At 71.8% G+C, this 12,960-nt stretch carries 16 protein-coding genes and 1 tRNA gene; 12 read left to right on the top strand and 5 right to left on the bottom strand.

All coding sequences use genetic code 11. The annotated features are described in order from the left end of the window. The first annotated feature begins 34 nt into the window (after positions 1-34). Entirely contained in the window at positions 35-1,318 is a 1,284-nt protein-coding gene (locus LVO85_RS11905) for a M20 family metallopeptidase (protein ID WP_232747687.1), read from the top strand. After that, on the top strand, positions 1,318-2,397 hold the full coding sequence (locus LVO85_RS11900) for a P1 family peptidase (protein WP_232747686.1): 1,080 nt from the start codon (positions 1,318-1,320) through the stop codon (positions 2,395-2,397). The genes LVO85_RS11905 and LVO85_RS11900 overlap by 1 nt, the downstream gene beginning before the upstream one ends. A 32-nt stretch (positions 2,398-2,429) precedes the next feature. Here LVO85_RS11900 and LVO85_RS11895 read toward each other — a convergent pair whose 3' ends face one another. Continuing rightward, positions 2,430-2,822: a DUF2237 family protein gene (locus LVO85_RS11895; protein WP_232747685.1), complete on the bottom strand. Its 393-nt coding sequence runs from the start codon at positions 2,820-2,822 to the stop codon at positions 2,430-2,432. A gap of 62 nt (positions 2,823-2,884) precedes the next feature. Here LVO85_RS11895 and LVO85_RS11890 point away from each other — a divergent pair, with 62 nt between their 5' ends. Together LVO85_RS11890 and LVO85_RS11885 are read left to right on the top strand one after the other, a co-directional pair. Beyond that, complete coding sequence (locus LVO85_RS11890) at positions 2,885-3,280, top strand: ACT domain-containing protein (protein ID WP_232747684.1); 396 nt, start codon at positions 2,885-2,887, stop codon at positions 3,278-3,280. Next, positions 3,277-3,735: an AAA family ATPase gene (locus LVO85_RS11885; RefSeq protein WP_232747683.1), complete on the top strand. Its 459-nt coding sequence runs from the start codon at positions 3,277-3,279 to the stop codon at positions 3,733-3,735. Before LVO85_RS11890 ends, LVO85_RS11885 begins: the two co-directional genes overlap by 4 nt. 60 nt (positions 3,736-3,795) lie before the next feature. On the opposite strand, the gene LVO85_RS11880 is transcribed toward LVO85_RS11885, so the two are convergent. Next, on the bottom strand, positions 3,796-4,965 hold the full coding sequence (locus tag LVO85_RS11880) for a M14 family zinc carboxypeptidase (RefSeq protein WP_232747682.1): 1,170 nt from the start codon (positions 4,963-4,965) through the stop codon (positions 3,796-3,798). 165 nt (positions 4,966-5,130) lie between these two features. Beyond that, positions 5,131-5,898, bottom strand: a complete 768-nt coding sequence (gene map, locus LVO85_RS11875; RefSeq protein WP_232747681.1) for a type I methionyl aminopeptidase — start codon at positions 5,896-5,898, stop codon at positions 5,131-5,133. A gap of 47 nt (positions 5,899-5,945) precedes the next feature. On the opposite strand from map, the gene LVO85_RS11870 reads away from it, so the two are divergent. From LVO85_RS11870 to purU, 4 genes are all read left to right on the top strand, one after another. Next, a complete protein-coding gene (locus tag LVO85_RS11870) occupies positions 5,946-6,368 on the top strand; it encodes a hypothetical protein (protein ID WP_232747680.1) in 423 nt (140 codons plus the stop codon). A gap of 129 nt (positions 6,369-6,497) precedes the next feature. Beyond that, a complete protein-coding gene (locus tag LVO85_RS11865) occupies positions 6,498-7,355 on the top strand; it encodes a DUF2382 domain-containing protein (protein ID WP_232747679.1) in 858 nt (285 codons plus the stop codon). Next, positions 7,352-8,068: a hypothetical protein gene (locus LVO85_RS11860; RefSeq protein ID WP_232747678.1), complete on the top strand. Its 717-nt coding sequence runs from the start codon at positions 7,352-7,354 to the stop codon at positions 8,066-8,068. The genes LVO85_RS11865 and LVO85_RS11860 overlap by 4 nt, the downstream gene beginning before the upstream one ends. Positions 8,069-8,117: 49 nt before the next feature. After that, positions 8,118-9,005 (top strand): formyltetrahydrofolate deformylase, encoded by an 888-nt coding sequence (purU, locus tag LVO85_RS11855; RefSeq protein WP_232747677.1) that lies wholly within the window; start codon positions 8,118-8,120, stop codon positions 9,003-9,005. Positions 9,006-9,025: 20 nt separating this feature from the next. Here the strand turns inward: purU and LVO85_RS11850 are convergent, their stop codons facing one another. Continuing rightward, positions 9,026-9,547 carry a hypothetical protein gene (locus LVO85_RS11850; RefSeq protein WP_232747676.1) on the bottom strand — a complete coding sequence of 174 codons (522 nt, stop codon included), beginning with the start codon at positions 9,545-9,547 and terminating at the stop codon, positions 9,026-9,028. Positions 9,548-9,675: 128 nt separating this feature from the next. Here LVO85_RS11850 and LVO85_RS11845 point away from each other — a divergent pair, with 128 nt between their 5' ends. The 3 genes from LVO85_RS11845 to cutA are packed head-to-tail and all read left to right on the top strand — an operon-like array spanning position 9,676 to position 12,222. Then, positions 9,676-10,536, top strand: coding sequence for an SDR family oxidoreductase (locus LVO85_RS11845; protein ID WP_332875431.1), 861 nt, complete (start codon positions 9,676-9,678; stop codon positions 10,534-10,536). A gap of 31 nt (positions 10,537-10,567) precedes the next feature. Next, positions 10,568-11,896: an aspartate aminotransferase family protein gene (locus LVO85_RS11840; protein ID WP_232747675.1), complete on the top strand. Its 1,329-nt coding sequence runs from the start codon at positions 10,568-10,570 to the stop codon at positions 11,894-11,896. Beyond that, the gene (gene cutA, locus LVO85_RS11835) at positions 11,896-12,222 is read left to right on the top strand and encodes a divalent-cation tolerance protein CutA (RefSeq protein WP_232747674.1); all 327 of its coding nucleotides are present in this window, start codon (positions 11,896-11,898) and stop codon (positions 12,220-12,222) included. The genes LVO85_RS11840 and cutA overlap by 1 nt, the downstream gene beginning before the upstream one ends. Before the next feature lie 18 nt (positions 12,223-12,240). On the opposite strand, the gene LVO85_RS11830 is transcribed toward cutA, so the two are convergent. Next, positions 12,241-12,314: transfer RNA gene (locus tag LVO85_RS11830), tRNA-Gly, on the bottom strand. A gap of 66 nt (positions 12,315-12,380) precedes the next feature. On the opposite strand from LVO85_RS11830, the gene dcd reads away from it, so the two are divergent. Next, positions 12,381-12,956 carry a dCTP deaminase gene (gene dcd, locus LVO85_RS11825; RefSeq protein WP_232747673.1) on the top strand — a complete coding sequence of 192 codons (576 nt, stop codon included), beginning with the start codon at positions 12,381-12,383 and terminating at the stop codon, positions 12,954-12,956. Positions 12,957-12,960 lie beyond the last annotated feature (4 nt).

Below are 12,960 nucleotides of genomic sequence, written 5' to 3'. Positions count from 1 at the left end.
CGGTCAGCCCAGGCTTCGAGCGTAGGAGACGTCCGTGCCGTGGTCCACCGTCACCGGGACCCGGCGGGCCCCGCGCGGCCGCATCTGCGACGATCGGCCGGTGCACGGTCACAACCCCGAGACGAGTGAGCCGCAGGTCGACACCGCCGCCGCGGTGGCCTTCACCCAGGAGCTGGTGCGCATCCGGTCGGTGCACGAGCCCGGGACGGGCGGCACCGAGGCCGAGGCCGCGGCCCTCGTCGAGCAGCGGATGCGCGAGTTCGGCTGGGACCCGCGCGTCGAGGAGGTCGCACCCGGCCGGCCGAACGTCGTCGCCGTGGTCGACGGCGGTGGAGGACCGGGCCCCACCCTGATGCTGGAGGGCCACACCGACGTGGTCACCGAGGGGGACCTCGACGCGTGGTCGTTCGACCCCTACGCCGGGGACGTCGTCGACGGGTGGCTGCGCGGCCGGGGCAGTGCCGACATGAAGTCGGGCGTCGCCGCGATGCTGTATGCCGCCAAGGCCGTCGTCGACGACGGTCCGTTCCCGGGACGGCTGGTGGTGGCCGCCCTGGTCGACGAGGAGGGACTGATGCTGGGCGCCAAGCACTTCTCCGCCTCCGCGCTCGCCCGGGAGGTCGACGGCGCCATCTGCTGCGAGCCGGAGGCCGGCGAGGTCTGCGCGGTCTCCAAGGGTGCCGTCCGGCTCGCTGTCACGTTCACCGGCGCCATGGCCCACGGCGCCATGCCGCAGCATGCCCGCAACCCGCTGCCCGTGGCGGCGCGCTACCTGCTCGCCGTGGAGGCGGTGGAGGCCGACCTGCTGGCGCGGCACGGGGTGCACGCACATCTGGGCGAGCCCTACGTGACGCCGACCGTGGTCACCGGCGGCGACCCCGACCAGGTCAACGTCATCCCCGCCCGGGCCGTCGTGTGCCTCGACATCCGGACGGTGCCGGGCCTCGACCACGCTCTGCTGCTCCAGCGGCTCACCGACCTGGCTGTCACGACGGGAGCCGACGCGGGCGTCTCCGCAGCGGTCGAGGTGCTCGACGACCGGCCACCGGTCGACACCTCTGTCGACCATCCGATGGTCCGGGCCCTGGTCGCGGCGCACGAGGACGTCACCGGCGCGCGTCCCGCCTACGGCGGAGTCCCCGGCGCCACCGACGGCACGATCCTGACCGCGCGGGCCGGCATCCCGACCGTCGTGTACGGCCCCGGTGGCAAGTGGATCGCCCACCAGGCCGACGAGCGCGTCGAGGTCGCCGAGATCGCACGGGCTGCGCGGGTCTACGCGCGTGCCGCGTACCGCTACCTGCACGGGGAGTGCTGATGCCCACCGGACCGACCAACAGCATCGTCGACGTCCCCGGCCTGCGGGTCGGGCACCACCAGCGCGTGGGCGAGGGCTGGCTGACCGGCACGACGGTCGTGCAGGCACCCGACGAGGGGGCGGTTGGCGGCGTCGACGTCCGCGGCGGTGGGCCGGGCACCCGGGAGACCGACCTGCTCGACCCTCGCAACCTCGTCGAGCGTGTGCACGCGGTCACCCTGTCCGGGGGCAGCGCCTTCGGGCTCGCTGCGGCCGACGGTGTCCTGCGTGACCTCTACCGCCGGGGCGTCGGCTTCCCGATGGGGGCACCCGGTGAGGTGGTGCCGATCGTGCCCGGCGCGGTGGTCTTCGACCTCGGGCGGGGTGGTGACTTCTCGGCGACCCCCGACGCGAGCTTCGGTGCCCGTGCGCTCGCGGCCGCCACGTCCGACCCCCCGGCTCTGGGTGTCGTGGGGGCCGGGACCGGTGCCCAGGCGGGCGGGCTCAAGGGGGGCGTCGGGTCGGCCAGCACCGTGCTGCCGGACGGCAGCACGGTGGCGGCTCTCGTCGTCGTCAACGCCGTCGGGTCCACCGTGGACCCGGTGACCGGCGAGCTCTGGGCGGGGCCTCACCTCGTGGCGGAGGACCTGAGAGGGCTCGGCCTGCCCGCCGCCCTCGAGCTGCCGCTGCCGGCCCCGTCGAGGGCGGAGCTGCGCCGGGCGCAGGAGGAGGCGCAGCGCTCCGGGGCCACGGGCGGGATGCCGAGGACCCTGGCCACGACGGTCGGGGTGGTGGCCACCGACGCCGGGCTCACCAAGGCCGAGTGCGCCCGCGTCGCCGGCAGCGGTCACGACGGCATGGCCCGCGCGATCCACCCGATCCACACCATGTATGACGGGGACACGCTCTTCGCCCTGGCCACGGGCACCCGCGGGCGCCCCTCGCCCGAGACCTTCCACCTGACCCTGACGGCAGCCGCCGAGGTGGTGACCCGCGCGATCGGGCGTGCCATGCTCGCGGCGCGCACGGTCAGCACGCCGTCCGGCACCTGGCGGGGGTATGTCGACGCCTTCGGCTCGGTGCTGCAGCCGGACCGGTGAGGGGCGGGTCGACCGAGCCGGTGAGCGCCTCGTCAGTCCTCGAGCGAGCCCGGGTCGGCAGGGACGTCGACGGCGTGCTGCTGCAGCGCCTGCAGCGGCACGATGGCGAGCACGGACTCGTGGGTGGAGGCCAGCACCACCGGCGCCGCCGCCCCGTCGTTGTAGGCCCGCGCCCAGTTCGGTGCCGTCACGCACCAGCGGTCCCCAGGGACCAGGCCGGGGAAGTGGAACTGCGGCATCGGCGTCGACAGGTCGTTGCCGATGCTGCGCTGGTGCTCCAGGAACTCCGCCGTGACGACGGCACAGATCGTGTGGCTGCCGAGGTCCTCCGGGCCGGTGCTGCAGCAGCCGTCACGGAAGAAGCCGGTCATCGGGTCCGTGCCGCACAGCTCCAGCTCGCCGCCGAGGACGTTGCGCTCAGTCATGGCTCCAGCATGGCGCACGCGCGCCGGCGCCAGGGCGCGGCCACTCCGCATACCCTGAAGGGATGAGCGGTGAGACCGACCTGAGCGCCCTGGTCGCAGGCCTGGAGCCGCAGCTGAGGCCGGGCCGCTACGTCTACTGCACGACCCAGCACCTGCCCGACGGGATCCGTCCCGTGGTTCTGGTGCGTGAGGAGGAGGGCCTGACGCTCGTGCTCGAGCAGGCCGAGGCCGACCGCTGGGGCCTGGCATACGACTTCGTCGCCGCCATGGTCACCCTGCGGGTGCACTCCGCGCTCGAGGCCGTCGGGCTCACCGCGGCGGTCTCGACCGCGCTCACCCGTGCAGGCATCAGCTGCAACGTCGTGGCCGGCTACTTCCACGACCACCTCTTCGTGCCTGCCGGCGCGGGCGAGCACGCCGTGCGCGTGCTGCGGGACCTGGCGGGAGCCCAGGCGTGAGGAGGGTCCTGCTCACCGGGATGTCGGCAACCGGGAAGTCGACCGTGGTCCGCGAGCTCACCGCACGGGGGCACAAGGCGGTCGACACCGACGACGGCTGGTGCGAGCCCACCGCCGACGGACGGCAGAGGTGGCGGGAGGACGCGGTCGAGGAGCTGCTCGCCACCGAGGACGCCGACGTCCTCTTCGTGGCCGGGTGCGAGGAGAACCAGGTGCGCTTCCACCCGCGCTTCGACCGCATCGTCCTGCTCAGCGCACCGCGTGAGGTGCTGACCCGGCGCCTGGCGACCCGCAGCACCAACCGCTTCGGGAGGTCCCCCCAGGAGCTGGCCCGGGTCCTGGCCGACCTGGAGTCCGTCGAGCCTCTGCTGCGGCGGGTCGCCGACCACGAGGTCGACACCTCGGCGCCCCTGCCGGACGTGGTCGAGGAGGTCCTGCGCGTCGCGGCCCGGTGACCGGACGCACCGGCCCGCGCCCGGCAGGTGCCGGACGCGGGCCGGGGGCTGAAGCCGTGGTCAGTCGGCGGGCAGGAACACCCGGTTCGGGATCTCCTCGTAGGCCTCCGGGTCCAGGCCGTCGACCGTGCCGTCGGCGATCGCGGTGACGAGACCCTCCAGGCCGGTCTCGACCTGCTTGGTCAGCATGCCGTTGCGCTTCTGCCCGTCGGACTGGGTGTTGCTCGAGGTCTCGAAGAGCACGGTGGCGCTGCCGCGCAGGGCGAACGAGCCCAGGGCCGTGCCGGGCAGGTTGATGCTCTGCGGGTAGAGCGTGACGTCACCGAAGCCGGAGCTGCCCTGGCCCTGCAGCGCGTCGTACACCGCGACGTTGGCGCGCCGCGAGGCGTCGTAGTCGAACTTCGGCCAGTCGCCGAACTCCGTCGGGTCGGCGATGAAGCGCGCCGAGATCGACAGCGGCGACATGGCCTCCAGGTCCTCGTCGGCATAGCAGGGCCACTGGTTGTGCAGGTCGACGAAGTAGTCGACGGTGCCGAACTCGTCCTCGAGGCCGGCGTAGACGTTGCGCAGGGTCTGTGCCTCCGGCGTGAGGTACCACCCGGTGTCGGCGCTGTTGCCGGGGAAGTCCTCCGGCTGCGGCACGTAGCCGAGGTCGGGGTTGAAGTCCCGGTTGACGTCGTAGCCGCCGACCCGGGAGTTGTAGTTCCACGCGGGGTCGACGCCTGCCAGCTGCGGGAAGGCCTCGACGGTGTCATCCCAGGTCATGTCGTTCTGCCGGGTGTCGTTCTCCGCGCCGTCCACGTTGAGCCGGGGCACGGCGACGATCGTGATGTTGTCGCGGATCGCCTGCGCCTCCGGAGAGGTGCCGCCGAACTGGTGCAGGAGGTTGAGCAGTGCCTCGGTGCCGTGGTTCTCGTTGCCGTGGATCTGCGACTGGACCAGCATCACCGTGTCTCCGGTGCCCACCCGGGCCGTGTAGATCTCACGGCCCTGGTTGCTGTAGCCGGCGACCTCCACGTCGACCTCGCCCTTGCTCGTGCGCTCGATGCGCTGCAGCTGGCTGGTCAGCTGGTCGTGGCTGACGAAGGCGGACGTGGAGGTGCCACCCGTCTCCGTGCCGCAGTGGGAGTTGACCGGCACCGCCTGGGCGCTCACGGTCATCGCGGCTCCTGAGCCGATCACCAGAGCGGCTCCTGATGCCGCTGCCATCCATCGCTGTCGTGCCGTCATCGCGTCTCCTCGTGTCGTGGTGGTGTCGGCGACGTTACGAACCGAGCGCGGGCAGGGCCAGGGGCGAGACACAGAAATGGGCAACCCTTGACCGAGTCTTGACCGGTGCTGTGACAGGTCCCGACCTGTCGCGGGTCTGTGGGCGCGACCCGAGTGGCGACAGCGTCAGCGAGCCGTGAGGACGAGCGGCCCGTCCGCGGTCACCGCCACGGTGTGCTCGCTGTGGGCCGTCCGACGGCCGTTGGCACTGCGCAACGTCCACCCGTCGGGGTCGACGACCAGCCGCGCGGTGCCCGCCATCACCCACGGCTCGATCGCGATCACCAGACCGGGTCGCAGCGGCAGGCCACGGTGCGGACTGCCGTCGTTGGGCACGTGCGGCTCCTCGTGCATCGTGCGCCCTACCCCGTGTCCACCGAAGTCGGTGTTGGCCTCGAAGCCCGCCTCCCGGACCACCGCGCCGATGGTGGCGGAGACGTCACCGAGACGGTTGCCGACGACGGCCACCTCGATGGCGGCGTCCAGGGCACGTGTCGTGGTGGCGATGAGGTGCTGGTCCTCTTCGGTCCCGTCCCCGCCGACGACGAAGGTCACGGCCGAGTCGGCGACCCAGCCCTGGACACTCACGGCGAAGTCAAGCGTGAGGAGGTCGCCCGCGGCGAGCGGGTAGTCGTGCGGCAGCCCGTGCAGGACGGCGTCGTTCACGGAGGTGCAGATGACCCGGCCGAAGGGACCGCGCCCGAAGGCGGGCGCGTAGTCGACGTAGCAGCTGGTCGCCCCTGCGTCCCGGATCATCTGCCGGGCGCGGGCGTCGATGTCGAGCAGGTTGGTGCCGGGTGCCACCTCATCCTCAAGGGTGCGCAGCACGTCGGCCACGAACCGGCCCGCCGGCCGCATCTGCTCGATCTCGGCCGGGGTCCGCAGCTCGGTCATGCCGCCATGCTAGGCCCGCGAGCAGCGGCGACGCGCACACTGGAGACGTGGATCAACGGCAGCGCAGAGCCCAGTGGTTCCCGGGGCGCCACCTGACCTGGATCGCCAACGCCGTCCTGGGCGTGACCTGGGGCGTGGTGTCGGTCGGCGTCGCCCTGACGACGGGCACCTGGCTGTGGGGGCTCCTGGGTCTCGTGGTCGCCGGCCTCTTCCTGGTCGTGTTCGTCGTCACCGGGCGCCAGCGCTACATCGCTGGCCCCGAGGGTCTGGTCCTGCTGAGCACGCTGCCGGGGCGGCCGCGACGCGTGCCCTGGAGCCGCGTCGCGTGGATCGAGCCGGGCACGCCGGGGCGCTCGGCGCCTCGTCTGGTGGTGGCACTCACCGACGGCGAGCTGCTCGAGCTGGTGGCCTTCCGTGGCGCCGAGCAGGACCTGCGACGGTGGCACGAGCAGGCCGACGCGGGGCCCTGACCTGCGCAGAGGTCATTCGGCTTGCAGGCCGGTATGCCGCGTGGTGCCGTGGAGAAGAACGAGGGAGGCACGGCGGACACCCTGTCTGGAGGCCGTGCCGACCCATGCACCTACGACGTGAGGAGCACCATGATCACCAAGGAGAACATCGCGACCCTGATGGACGACGGCGTCGTCCTGGACGAGTCCGGCGACAAGATCGGCAAGGTGGGCCAGGTCTACCTCGACGACAACAGCGGTGAGCCCGAGTGGGTCACCGTGAACACCGGCTGGTTCGGCACGTCCGAGTCCTTCGTGCCGCTGCAGCAGGCGTCCGTGCAGGGCAGCGAGGTCCGCGTGCCGTTCAGCAAGGACAAGGTCAAGGATGCGCCCCGGCTGGACGCCGACGAGCACATCTCGCCGCAGCAGGAGCAGGAGCTCTACCGCTACTACGGCGTCTCCTACGGCGGCACCCGGGGTCATGGCAACGTGGACTCCGACCACGAGACGACGGCCGGTTCCCCGGTGCACGACGACGTGATCCACCCCTACCCGGAGACCGACGACGACGACCTCGGGCGCGACCGCTCCCGTGGCACCGTCGGGCACGACACCTCCGGCCCGGAGACCGACGACGCGATGACCCGCTCCGAGGAGCAGCTGCACGTCGGCACCGAGAAGGTCGACACCGGCAAGGCCCGTCTGCGCAAGCACGTGGTCACCGACCACGTCACCAAGACGGTGCCGGTGCAGCGCGAGGAGGTCCACGTCGAGCGCGAGCCGATCACGGACGCCAACCGTGACCAGGCCACGAGGGGTGGCGACCTCACCGACGAGGACCACGAGGTGACCCTCAGCGAGGAGCGCGTGGTCGTCGACAAGGAGACCGTGCCGGTCGAGCGTGTCCGCATGGACAAGGACACCGTGACCGAGCAGCAGGAGGTCAGCGAGGACGTCCGCAAGGAGGAGATCGAGGCGGACGTGCCGGACAGCGACCGCCGGCGATGAGCACCGGCGCCGGACGGGACGAGGGCGTGCGAGGCGGTAGCCCGCACGACGGCCCTGCGGACCGGCCGGTGCCACCGGCACGCCACGACGACCGGGACGAGCCTCGTCCCGGTCGTCGTGGCGTCGACGAGCCCGCGGACCGCCGGTACGAGACGGCGGTCGACCGAGATGCGGTGGTCGCTCGCGAGAAGGAGGCCTACGGCGGCATCAAGCTCGGCTCGGCCTTCTTCGGCTGGCTCACCGCGACCGGGATGGCAGTGCTGCTGACGGCAGTGCTGACCGCGGCAGGCACGGCCGTGAGCCTGGCCACCGACACCACCGTCGAGGAGGCCACGGCTGACCCGGAGACCGTGGGCCTGGTCGGTGGGGCCGTGCTGCTGGTGATCGTCTTCGTGGCCTACTTCAGCGGGGGCTATGTCGCCGGGCGGATGGCGCGGTTCAACGGGGCTCTGCAAGGCGTGGCGGTCTGGGTCTGGGCCGTCCTTGTCGCGGTGCTCGTCGTTGTGCTCGGCGCCGTGGCCGGAGACAGCTACAACGTGCTCGTCGACCTCAACGCCTTCCCGAGGATCCCCGTCAACGAGGGAGACCTGAGCACGGCGGGCATCGTCGTCGCAGTCGCGGTGGCGGTCGTGAGCCTGCTCGGTGCTGTCCTCGGCGGTGTGACCGGTATGCGGTACCACCGGAAGGTGGACGAGGCAGGCCTCGGGCGATGAGCTGACGACGGGGAGCACGGGTTCTGCGCCGGGCTATGCTGTCGCGGCTATGAGCGAGCACATGCCCAGCAACCGCCCTGCCGGTCGCGACTTCGTCCTCACGGTCTCGTGTCCCGACCGGGTCGGCATCGTGCACGCGGTGTCCGGGGCGATGCTGCAGCAGCACCTGACCATCCTGGACAGCCAGCAGTTCGGAGACCCCGTCTCCGGCGAGTTCCATCTGCGGATGCACCTGTTGCGCGAAGGGGACACGGCCCTGGACGTCGAGGCGCTGCGCGCGGCCTTTGCTCCCGTGGCCGAGGCGTTCTCGATGCAGTGGCAGGTGCACGACATGGCCCGGCCGCACCGCGTGCTGGTCATGGTCAGCCGGATGGGGCACTGCCTCAACGACCTGCTGTTCCGGGTGCGGACCGGACAGCTGCCGATCCAGATCCCGGTCATCGTGTCCAACCACGACGACTTCCGCGCCCTCGCGGAGTGGCACGGTGTGGAGTTCCACCACATCCCCGTCACTGCTGGGACCAAGCCCGAGGCCGAGGCACGCCTCAGCGCGCTCCTCGCCGAGTGTGCCATCGACACGGTGGTCCTGGCCCGCTACATGCAGGTGCTCTCCGAGCGGATGTGCGCGGAGATGCCGGGGCGCATCATCAACATCCACCACTCCCTGCTGCCGAGCTTCAAGGGCGCCAAGCCCTACACCCAGGCGCACGACCGGGGGGTCAAGGTCATCGGCGCGACCGCGCACTACGTGACGGCGGACCTGGACGAGGGGCCGATCATCGAGCAGGACTTCCGTCGTGTGAACCACCGGATGGCGCCGGGGGAGCTGGCCAGGGTGGGCCAGGAGCTCGAGGCGATGGCCCTGTCGCGTGCTGTGCGATGGCATGCCGAGCACCGCATCATCCTGCGCGGGTCGCGGACCGTCGTCTTCGACTAGCAGCGCGTGCGTGCCGGTGCTCAGCCGGACTGGGCGACCCCGGAGTAGGTGCCGCCCACCGCGACCTGGGCATCGGCTCTGAGCACCGCGCGGGCCGCGTCGGCGTCGAGGAGGACGGTGGCGTCGATGCCGCCACCGACCCGGGTGACGCCCGCGTAGCTCAGCTCGCCGGCGGCGGGGGTGCCGTCGACCGCACCGACGAAGGTGCCCTCGAAGCCGAAGACGTCGAAGAAGGCCCCTGGGGGAAGGCTCAGTGCCTCGGCGCAGGGGGCGAAGACCACCGCCGTGGTCGTGCCGGTGGCCGTGCCCTCGACCGTGCCGGTGAAGGTCAGGACGCCCGCGACCGTGAGCTCGCACTTGTTGCCCCGGACCTCCTGCGCCACGAGCGAGGTGAAGTCGACCGTGGCGTCGAAGGAGCCGGCGGCCCTCTGTGCGGGGCCGGGCGGGGCCGGGTCGGCGTGGGCGACCGCACCGCCGCCGCCGAGCACACCGGCCAGCACCAGCGCGGCCACGGCACCAGGACGGGCCAGGGAAACGGACATGGTGGGTCTCCTCTCGGGCCCGACAGCCCCCGGCGCCGTCCGCCGCCGGCCTCGGGTCGTCCACATCCGAGTGTGGCAGCCTCCGGCGGTCCACAACAGGGCCCGCAGTGACCGTGGAGGCACCGTCGGTGCGACAGTGGGTCCAGCAGGACCGGGGTCACGGCGCTGAGCCCGGCACGGTCGACGACGAGGAGGTCCCTATGGACTACGCGCAGCTGTTCCGTCTCGACGGCAGGCATGCCGTCGTCCTGGGGTGTGGGGGCATCGGCCACGAGATCGTCGCCGGGCTGGCCGCCCAGGGCGCCCGCGTGTCCTGCCTGGACAAGGACCCTGCGGTCGCCCGAGGCGCCGCCGACCACGCGCAGGCCGTGCGGCCCGGCGCGCACACGGCCCACGAGGCGGACGTGCTGGACGCCGTGGCCCTCGCGGACCGGGCGAAGGAGCTCGGCGACGTCGACGTCCTCGTGGTCACCGTCGGGCGCAACGTGCGCAAGAGGCTGCTCGACTACTCCCTGGAGGAGTTCGCGGCCGTGACCGGTCTCAACCTGGGCGGCACGTTCAACGCGATGCAGGCGTTCGCGCCGCGCATGGCAGAGCGTGGGCAGGGGTCGGTCATCGCGCTCGGCTCCATCCGGTCGGTCACGGTCGAGCCCGGCCAGGGTGTGTATGCCGCCACGAAGGCCGGGATGCTGCAGATGGTACGCACCCTGGCTGCCGAGCTGGGCCCTCAGGGCGTGCGGGTCAACACGGTGGCACCGGGAGTCGTCGAGACACCGCTCACCGCGCAGATCAAGCAGGACGCGGCCTGGGCCGAGGCCTACGCGAGCAAGAGCGCCCTGGGTCGGTGGGCGCAACCGTCGGAGATGGTCGGGGCGGTCCTCTACCTGGCCTCCGACGCCGCGAGCTTCGTCACCGGGTCCCAGGTCGTGGTCGACGGTGGCTGGACGGCCGTCGACGGGCGGTTCACCCCGCCGACTCCCACGTCGTGACGAGCGACGAGACCGGCATACGCTCTGCACCATGACCCATCGTTCCGCAGCCCCGGAGGACCGGGACGCCCGGATCCGTCGCCTCACGCGCGAGCACGTGTTCACCTCGTGGTCGGCCCAGCGAGGTCTCGACCCGCTCCCCCTGGCCGGGGGCGAGGGGGCCTGGTTCTGGGACCACCACGGCACCCGCTACCTCGACTTCTGCTCGCAGCTGGTCAACGTCAACATCGGCTACCAGCACCCGGAGCTGACCGCCGCCGTGGTCGAGGCGGCGCAGGGACTGGTGATGGTCGCGCCCTCCTTCGCCCACGAGGCACGGGCGGAGGCTGCCCAGCGCATCGCCGCGTTGGCACCGGAGGGCATGGACAAGGTCTTCTTCACCAACGGCGGCGCCGAGGGCATCGAGAACGCCGTCCGGCTGGCACGCGGGCACACCGGTCGGCACAAGGTCCTGGCCGCCTACCGCAGCTACCACGGCGGGACGGCCGGGGCGATCACCGTGACCGGTGAGCAGCGCCGATGGGGCAGCGAGCCCGGCATACCCGGCGTCGTGCACTTCTGGGGCCCCTACCTCTACCGCACCGAGTTCTGGGCCGAGACACCTGAGCAGGAGTGCGAGCGGGCTCTCGAGCACCTGCGGCACACCATCACCGCCGAGGGGCCGCAGCACGTGGCTGCCGTCGTCCTCGAGTCGGTCGTCGGGTCCAACGGGGTGCTGGTGCCGCCGGAGGGCTACCTCGCCGGGGTGCGCGAGATCTGTGACGAGCACGGCATCGTCATGGTCTGCGACGAGGTCATGGCCGGCTTCGGCCGCTGCGGGGAGTGGTTCGCCTTCCAGCGTTGGGGCGTCACCCCCGACCTGGTCGTCTTCGCCAAGGGGGTCAACTCCGGCTACCTGCCGCTGGGAGGCGTCGTCATGAGCAACGCGGTCGCCGCGAGCTTCGACGACACATCCTTCACCGGTGGGCTGACCTACTCCGGTCACCCACTGGCCTGCGCGTCGGCGGTCGCGGCCATCGACATCATGCAGTCCGAGGGCATCGTCGACCACGCGCGTGAGCTGGGGGAGACGGTGCTCGGCCCGGCGCTGCGGGAGGTCGGTGCACGGCATACCGACGTGGGTGAGGTGCGCGGGCTGGGCGTGATGTGGGCCGTGGAGATGGTGACCGACCCGCAGACACGGCAGCCGTGGCCGGCCGACCGGATCAGGGCCCTGCACGCCGCCTGCCGGACCGAGGGCATCTGGCCGCTGGCCATGGGCAACCGGATCCACATGGTGCCTCCGTGCGTCATCACCGCCGCCGAGGCACGGCAGGGTGCGGAGGCGCTGGACCGGGCGCTCACGGCGGTGGGGGCGTGATGGACACCCTGCTGGAGGTGCGGGTCAGCGTCCCCGACGAGGAGACCGGGCTGCGCCTGGCCAGGGCCGCGGTCGCAGCCCGGGCCGCTGCCTGTGTGCAGTGCCTGGGACCGATGACCTCGGTCTTCACCTGGGCCGGGGAGGTGCAGGCGGAGCAGGAGTGGCTGCTGCTGGCCAAGACCACGACAGACGCCCTGCCCCGGCTCCATGAGCTCGTGCTGCGCGAGCATCCCTACGACGTGCCGGAGCTGCTGGCCGTGCCGGTGGCGCAGGCACTCGACGCGTATGCGGAGTGGGTGCGGGACCAGGTCTCTGACCTGGGATGATGCGGGCCGCAGGGCCGGTGGAGCGGGCGACGAGAATCGAACTCGCGTATTCAGCTTGGGAAGCTGATGTTCTACCATTGAACTACGCCCGCGAAGCGTGCCACGGCAGTGTAACCGACGCGCTGCGCCGTCCTGAAGTCGACCGTTAGTCTGTCCCGGTGCTGCTCTCCGACCGTGACATCCGGGCCCAGATCACCAGCGGGCGCGTGCGCCTGGAGCCCTGGGACGCCGAGATGGTCCAGCCTTCCAGCGTCGACGTGCGGCTCGACCGCTACTTCCGCCTCTTCGACAACCACAAGTACCCGGTGATCGACCCGGCACAGGACCAGCCCGACCTGACCCGCCTCGTCGAGGTGGACCCGGCCGAGAGCTTCGTCCTGCACCCGGGTGAGTTCGTGCTGGGGTCGACCTACGAGCAGGTCACCCTGCCCGACGACGTGGCGGCGCGGGTGGAGGGCAAGTCCTCCCTCGGCCGGCTGGGTCTGCTCACCCATGCGACCGCCGGCTTCGTGGACCCCGGCTTCACCGGTCACGTCACGCTGGAGCTGAGCAACGTCGCCACCCTGCCGATCGTGCTGCACCCGGGGATGAAGATCGGCCAGCTGTGCTTCTTCCAGCTCTCCTCGGCCAGCGAGCACCCCTACGGCTCCCAGGCGAAGGGCTCGCACTACCAGGGCCAGCGCGGCCCGACGGCGAGCCGCTCCTGGTCCAACTTCCACCGCACCCGCATCTGAGGGC

Source organism: Ornithinimicrobium sediminis (assembly GCF_021272345.1).
GTDB classification, from domain to species: Bacteria; Actinomycetota; Actinomycetes; order Actinomycetales; family Dermatophilaceae; genus Ornithinicoccus; species Ornithinicoccus sediminis_B.
The sequence above is the reverse complement of the archived record's forward strand: the minus strand, read 5'-3'. Positions and strand labels throughout refer to the sequence as shown.

Coding starts and splice junctions, on each gene's coding strand:
- LVO85_RS11840 (WP_232747675.1), top strand. CDS start 10,568: ATGACCCATCGTTCCGCAGCCCCGGAGGACCGGGACGCCCGGATCCGT.
- LVO85_RS11860 (WP_232747678.1), top strand. CDS start 7,352: ATGAGCACCGGCGCCGGACGGGACGAGGGCGTGCGAGGCGGTAGCCCG.
- purU (WP_232747677.1), top strand. CDS start 8,118: ATGAGCGAGCACATGCCCAGCAACCGCCCTGCCGGTCGCGACTTCGTC.
- LVO85_RS11890 (WP_232747684.1), top strand. CDS start 2,885: ATGAGCGGTGAGACCGACCTGAGCGCCCTGGTCGCAGGCCTGGAGCCG.
- map (WP_232747681.1), bottom strand. CDS start 5,898: ATGACCGAGCTGCGGACCCCGGCCGAGATCGAGCAGATGCGGCCGGCG.
- LVO85_RS11880 (WP_232747682.1), bottom strand. CDS start 4,965: ATGACGGCACGACAGCGATGGATGGCAGCGGCATCAGGAGCCGCTCTG.
- LVO85_RS11850 (WP_232747676.1), bottom strand. CDS start 9,547: ATGTCCGTTTCCCTGGCCCGTCCTGGTGCCGTGGCCGCGCTGGTGCTG.
- LVO85_RS11895 (WP_232747685.1), bottom strand. CDS start 2,822: ATGACTGAGCGCAACGTCCTCGGCGGCGAGCTGGAGCTGTGCGGCACG.
- cutA (WP_232747674.1), top strand. CDS start 11,896: ATGGACACCCTGCTGGAGGTGCGGGTCAGCGTCCCCGACGAGGAGACC.
- LVO85_RS11865 (WP_232747679.1), top strand. CDS start 6,498: ATGATCACCAAGGAGAACATCGCGACCCTGATGGACGACGGCGTCGTC.
- LVO85_RS11900 (WP_232747686.1), top strand. CDS start 1,318: ATGCCCACCGGACCGACCAACAGCATCGTCGACGTCCCCGGCCTGCGG.